The sequence below is a fragment of the Bradyrhizobium sp. OK095 genome, from assembly GCF_900109945.1.
Taxonomy (GTDB): Bacteria; Pseudomonadota; Alphaproteobacteria; order Rhizobiales; family Xanthobacteraceae; genus Bradyrhizobium.
Genome location: NZ_FOBX01000033.1, coordinates 1 through 6,200, shown reverse-complemented (window position 1 = coordinate 6,200; position 6,200 = coordinate 1). Strand labels below are relative to the sequence as shown.

The 6,200-nt window shown below is 65.9% G+C and carries 6 protein-coding genes; all 6 read left to right on the top strand.

Features of this window, described 5'->3' with window-relative positions; translation table 11 throughout:
• Positions 1-405, top strand: a 405-nt coding sequence (locus tag BMW89_RS36990) for a UDP binding domain-containing protein (protein WP_283805346.1), incomplete at its 5' end; no start/stop codon positions are given.
• Positions 406-547: 142 nt separating this feature from the next.
• A complete protein-coding gene (hrpB, locus tag BMW89_RS36985; RefSeq protein WP_177196593.1) occupies positions 548-3,022 on the top strand; it encodes an ATP-dependent helicase HrpB in 2,475 nt (824 codons plus the stop codon).
• A 119-nt stretch (positions 3,023-3,141) separates the two neighbouring features.
• Positions 3,142-3,654 (top strand): TIGR02281 family clan AA aspartic protease, encoded by a 513-nt coding sequence (locus BMW89_RS36980; RefSeq protein WP_177196592.1) that lies wholly within the window; start codon positions 3,142-3,144, stop codon positions 3,652-3,654.
• 62 nt (positions 3,655-3,716) lie between these two features.
• On the top strand, positions 3,717-4,013 hold the full coding sequence (locus tag BMW89_RS36975) for a nucleotidyltransferase family protein (protein WP_092035258.1): 297 nt from the start codon (positions 3,717-3,719) through the stop codon (positions 4,011-4,013).
• Entirely contained in the window at positions 4,003-4,350 is a 348-nt protein-coding gene (locus BMW89_RS36970) for a HepT-like ribonuclease domain-containing protein (RefSeq protein WP_092035257.1), read from the top strand. Before BMW89_RS36975 ends, BMW89_RS36970 begins: the two co-directional genes overlap by 11 nt.
• Positions 4,351-4,503: 153 nt before the next feature.
• Positions 4,504-6,003, top strand: coding sequence for a phosphomannomutase/phosphoglucomutase (locus BMW89_RS36965; protein WP_092035256.1), 1,500 nt, complete (start codon positions 4,504-4,506; stop codon positions 6,001-6,003).
• Positions 6,004-6,200: the final 197 nt, after the last annotated feature.

Genomic DNA, 6,200 nt, shown 5'->3' with positions numbered 1-6,200 from the left:
CAGGCGCTCGGCGGTAGCTTGCGCGGCAAGACCGTCGCCGTGCTCGGGCTCACCTTCAAGCCTGACACCGACGACATGCGCGATGCGCCGTCGATTCCGCTGGTCACCGGCCTCATCGACATGGGCGCGAAGGTCAAGGCCTACGATCCCGTCGGCATGGAGCAGGCCAAGAGTGAGCTGCCGAACATCATTTATTGCGAGGATGCCTATTCCTGCGCGCAAGGAGCCGATGCGCTGGTCGTCGTCACCGAATGGGTCCAGTTCCGCGGTCTCGACCTCGACCGGCTGAAGGCGACCATGGCCCAGCCCGTCGTCGTCGACCTCCGCAACATCTACAGCCCCGAAGACATGCGTGCTGCCGGCTTCACCTATGAGAGCATCGGCCGCCCGTCGGCGCAGGGCTGATAGTTACATACGATTGTCATACCCCGCGAAGGCGGGGTATCCAGTAATCCCGATCTTCGTGATGATCGGGATCTGAGTTTGCTGGACCGCCCGCCCCAGTGCGCACTTGCGCACAAGGCGGGTGATGACAGGACCGAGACTTTTGCCCCGCAATTTCGACACGCCCCTCCCGATCGATGCCGTGCTCGACGACCTCTCGCGCACGCTGGAGGCGCATAACGCGGCCGTGCTGGTAGCCCCCCCGGGCGCCGGCAAGACCACGCGGGTGCCGCTGGCGCTGCTCGATGCGCCCTGGACCAAAGGCAAAAAGATCATCGTGCTCGAGCCGCGGCGCATTGCGGCGCGCGCCAGCGCCGACCGCATGGCCAAGTCGCTCGGCGAGCGCGCCGGCGAGACCGTCGGCTACCGCGTCCGTTTCGGCTCGAAAATCTCGCGCGCGACACGCATCGAAGTGGTGACCGAGGGCATCTTCACCCGCCAGATCCTCGACGATCCCGAACTGTCAGGCATTGCCGCCATCCTGTTCGACGAATTCCACGAGCGCTCGCTCGATGCCGACATGGGTCTGGCGCTCGCGCGTGACGCGCAACTCGGCCTGCGCGAAGATCTCCGCATTCTCGTGATGTCGGCGACGCTCGACGGCGCGCGCGTCGGAAAACTGCTGGGCGACGCGCCCGTCGTCGAAAGCGAAGGCCGCGCCTTTCCGGTCGAGACGCGCTATCTCGGCCGCAAGGCGGATGCGCCGATTGAGCGGCAGATGGCGGATGCGATTGCGTCCGCGCTGCGTGCCGACAGCGGCTCGGTACTGGCATTCCTGCCGGGCGCCGCCGAGATCCGCCGCACCCAGAATTTTCTCGCCGAGCGCGTGCAGGATGCCAGCATCGAGATCGTGCCGCTGTTCGGCGCGCTCGATGCCGCCGTGCAGGATCGCGCCATCTCGCCCGCCCCCAAAGGCATGCGCAAGGTGGTGCTGGCAACCTCGATCGCGGAGACCTCGCTGACCATCGAAGGCGTGCGCATCGTGGTCGATTCCGGTCTCGCCCGCGTGCCGCGCTACGAGCCCGATATCGGCCTGACGCGGCTCGAGACCGTGCGTGCCGCGCGTGCGGCGGTGGACCAGCGCCGCGGACGCGCCGGCCGCACTGAGCCTGGTGTCTGCTACCGGCTCTGGGACGAGCCGCAGACGGCCTCGCTCGCGCCCTACACCCAGCCGGAAATCTTGAGCGCTGATCTGTCCTCGCTGGTGCTCGATCTCGCGCAATGGGGCGTGGCTGATCCCTCCGCGCTGTCATTCCTCGACCCGCCGCCCGCGCCGGCCTGGAAAGAAGCCAAAAGCCTGCTGTCCGAGCTCAACGCACTTGATGGCGACGGCCGTATCACCGCGGAAGGCAAAAGCCTGCGTGCACTGGCGCTGCCGCCGCGGCTGGCGCGCATGATCGTGGATTCGCATCGCGCCGGCGAGGGCGAAGCCGCCGCCGAGATCGCGGCCATCCTCACCGAACGCGGGCTCGGTGGCGACAGCGCCGATCTCGATCACCGTCGCGACCTGTTCCGCCGCGACCGTTCGCCGCGGGCCGCGAGCGCCCGCGATCTGGCGCGGCGCTGGGCGTCGCAGGTGGCGGCGTCGGAGAAGGCAGGGGAGCAGGATGATCTCTCGACCGGCCTGATGCTCGCTTACGCCTTCCCTGACCGCGTCGCGCGCAACCGCGGCAACGGCAGCTTCGTGCTCGCCAACGGCCGCGGCGCGGCGGTGGAGCAGACGTCGTCACTCGCCCGCGCGCCCTACATCGCCATCGGCGAGATGACCGGCACGGCGGCAAGCGGCCGCATCCTGCTCGCCGCGCAAATCACGCAGGACGAGATCGAGCGTCACTTCGCCGAGCATATCGAGGCGATCGACGAGATCTCGTTCGACCGCGGCGCCATGGCGTTGCGCGCGCGGCGCAAGCGCGCCCTGCACGCCATCACGCTCTCCGAGGCGACACTGGCCGTGTCGCCCTCGGAGGATACTGCACGCATCTTCGCCGACGGGTTGATAGCAGCCGGCCTCGACCGGCTGCCCTGGTCGAAGGCCGCCAAGCAGTGGCGCGACCGCGTGATGTTCCTGCGCAAGGCCGAAGGCGACAGCTGGCCTGATCTCACCGACGACGGATTGATCGCGCGGCGCGACGATTGGCTAGTGCCCGCGCTCTACGACAAGATCGCGCTCAGGGATATCTCGCCCGGCGATCTCTCCGATGCGCTGATGGCGCTGCTGCCCTGGGAGATGCGCGCGCGGCTCGACCGCGAAGCGCCGACGCATTTCGAGGCGCCGACCGGAACCGTGCTCGCGATTGACTACGAGGCCGAGCAGGGGCCGACCATTGCGGTGCGGCTCCAGGAATTGTTCGGCCTCAACACCCATCCGTCGATTGCCGCCGGCAAGGTACCGCTGGTGCTGGAGCTGCTGTCGCCAGCGCAGCGCCCGGTGCAGGTGACCCGCGATCTCCCCGGCTTTTGGCGCGGCAGCTACGCGGCCGTCCGCTCCGACCTGCGCGGCCGCTATCCGCGCCATCCCTGGCCGGAAGATCCGGCGAGCGCGCTGCCGACCCGGCGGGTCAAGCCGCGCGGGACGTGAAGCCACATTAACCGTTCGCTCATCCTTTTCGTCAAAATGACACCGGCCCGGCCGCAGCGTCGCTCGCGGATCGGCGTGTCGCGTGGTGAAATCGGGCTTTCCGGCTCGGATGTGGTGTGATGCGTAACATTGTGATCATCGCGGCAGTCATGATCGGCCTCGGCACCTTCATGGCGCAGATGGCGGACAAGATGAGCTCTGCCTCGGCCACGTCAGTGCCGCGCACGACGGTTGCGGTCGCGTCCACCGCGCCGGCCGGCGGCCGGAGCGTCAACATCCCCCGCGACGGCCGCGGTCATTTCCAGACCGAGGGGCGGATCGACGGCCAGCGCATCGGCTTCATGATCGACACCGGCGCCTCCGTGGTGGCGCTGAACGAGACCTCGGCCGCCCGCTTCGGCCTCCGTCCATCGCGCGGCGATTACAACGCCACCGTGTCCACCGCCAACGGCACCATCAAGGCCGCGCGCACCCGCATCGCCATGCTGGAGGTCGGCGGCCTCGTCGTGCGCGACGTCGACGCGATGGTGCTGCCGGACGAGGCGCTGTCCGAGAACCTGCTCGGCCTCTCGTTCCTGTCCCGCCTGAAGCGTTTTGAGTACGCCAACGGCCAGATGGTGCTGGAGCAGTAGGTCCGCTCTAATTGGCCCAGTGGGGCCTCCCTTAAGGGCGGACGGGGTGCTATATTCCGTCCATGAACAGTCCCGACGCGCTTGCCATCCTGCGACGGTCCGAGCCTGCGCTGCGCGAGCGGGGCGTCTTGCATGCCGCGTTGTTCGGTTCGGTCGCGAGGGGTGAAAATCACTCCGGCAGCGATGTCGATATCATGGTCGAAATCGATCCCGAGGCGCGGATCACAATCTACGACTACGTCGAGTTGAAGGAATATATTGCCAATCTTTTTGAAGGGCCGGTTGACGTCGTCAACCGCGAAGGCCTGAAGTCATACGTCGCTCCCGCCGCGACGGCCGACGCTGTCTATGCCTTCTGATCGCATCGACGGGACCCTGCGGGATATCTTGCATCACATCGACTTGGCGGCTGAGTTTGCCGGGAGTCTCGATCGCCAGACATTTGCGGCGGACCTGCGGACGGTCTACGCAGTGACGCGGTGCCTGGAAGTTATTTCAGAAGCATCTCGTCGCCTGCCAGACGAACTGAAGGCGAGGCACCCAACTATTGCATGGCGGCAGATGGCGGCGGCGGGCAATGTCTATCGGCACAACTATGAGGACGTAGCGGCCCATCTCGTGTGGGAGACCGTTCAGCAGGCCCTGCCACCTCTCAGGGCGGTCATCGAAGATGAGGTGGCGCGCCCAGGGGACTAGACGATCTGGCCAGGAGGTCTCCCCCAGTGCACCATTTCCCGTTACCAAACTGCCGCAATTATCATCCATAAGCTGCCATTCCCGCCTTCCGCTGCGGCCCGGCATTCGCTAAGGCTGCATCGATTTCCTGCCTCTTTTCACGAGACCGTCTCAATGTTTCCCAAGCCGAAATCCGTCTTGTTGCCCAACACTTACGCCTTCGAATCCGAGCCGATGGTGAAGGCCACGGGCTTTCGCGAATACGACGCGCGGTGGCTGTTCCAGAAGGAAATCAACCTGATGGGGATCCAGGCGCTCGGCATGGGGCTGGGCGCGCTGATCGCCGAGCTCGGCGTCAAGCAGGAGATCGTCACCGGCCATGATTTCCGCGGCTACTCGGCCTCGATCAAATATGCGCTGATCTCCGGCCTGATGGCGGCGGGCTGCAAGGTGCACGACATCGGGCTTGCGGTGACGCCCATGGCCTATTTCGCGCAGTTTGATCTCGACGTGCCCTGCTGCGCCATGGTCACCGCCTCGCATAACGACAATGGCTGGACCGGCGTGAAGATGGGCGCCAATCGCCCGCTGACCTTCGGCCCGGACGAGATGACGCGGCTGAAGGAGATCGTGCTCAATGCCGATTTCAAGAACAAGGCCGGCGGCTCCTACCAGTTCCACGAGAACTACCCGGCGCGCTACATCGCCGATCTCACCAATCGTCCGAAGCTGAAGCGTAAGCTCAAGGTGGTCGCGGCCTGCGGCAACGGCACCGCGGGCGCGTTCGCGCCGCAGGTGCTGGAGGCGATCGGCTGCGAGGTGATCCCGCTCGACACCGAGCTCGATCACACCTTCCCGAAATACAATCCGAACCCCGAAGACATGGAGATGCTGCACGCGATCCGCGACGCGGTGCTGCAGCACAAGGCCGATGTCGGCCTCGGCTTCGACGGTGACGGCGATCGCTGCGGCGTCGTCGACAACACCGGCGAGGAAATCTTTGCCGACAAGGTCGGCGTGATGCTCGCCCGCGACATGTCGGCGATCCACAAGGACGCGCATTTCATCGTCGACGTGAAGTCGACCGGCCTGTTCGTCACCGATCCCGTGCTGCAGAAGCAGGGCGCGAAGGTCACCTATTGGAAGACCGGCCATTCCTACATGAAGCGCCGTACCCACGAGACAGGCGCGCTGGCGGGCTTCGAGAAGTCCGGCCATTTCTTCTTCAACAAGCCGTATGGGCGCGGCTATGACGACGGGCTGGTGTCGGCGATCGCGATCTGCGACATGCTCGACCGCGCGCCCGGCAAGTCGATGGCCGATTTGAAGGACGCGTTGCCAAAGACCTGGTCGTCGCCGACCATGTCGCCGCATTGCGCCGACGAGACCAAATACGGTGTCATCGACCAGGTGGTGAAGCATTTCGAAGGCCTGCACGCGAAGGGCGCCAAGATCGGCGGCCAGTCGATCCGCGATCTCGTCACCGTCAACGGCGTGCGCGTCACGGTCGAGGACGGCAGCTGGGGCCTGGTGCGTGCGTCCTCCAACAAGCCCGAGCTCGTCGTCGTGGTCGAGAGCCCGGTCTCCGAGCAGCGCATGCACGACATGTTCGAGATGGTGAACAGCGTGCTGCGCACGCATCCCGAAGTCGGCGCGTACAATCAGACGATCTGAGCTGCGAGCGCCGCTCCGGCGGCGGTCTACTCCCTCGCCCCGTTCTTACGCAGGGCTGTCCGGGGAAACTCAGCCATAGCAGAACTCGATCTGGCCGGGGAGTTTGCAGGATTGGCGGCGGCTGGGGTTGATGGGCGGGGGCTTGTCGATCGTGGCAAGGGCTCGGCGGGTGAACAGAAGCTGGCCGACGAGTTCGG

Excerpts from the sequence above, each read along its gene's own strand:
- BMW89_RS36980 (WP_177196592.1), top strand. The coding sequence starts at position 3,142 with ATGCGTAACATTGTGATCATCGCGGCAGTCATGATCGGCCTCGGCACC.
- BMW89_RS36975 (WP_092035258.1), top strand. The coding sequence starts at position 3,717 with ATGAACAGTCCCGACGCGCTTGCCATCCTGCGACGGTCCGAGCCTGCG.
- BMW89_RS36970 (WP_092035257.1), top strand. The coding sequence starts at position 4,003 with ATGCCTTCTGATCGCATCGACGGGACCCTGCGGGATATCTTGCATCAC.
- BMW89_RS36965 (WP_092035256.1), top strand. The coding sequence starts at position 4,504 with ATGTTTCCCAAGCCGAAATCCGTCTTGTTGCCCAACACTTACGCCTTC.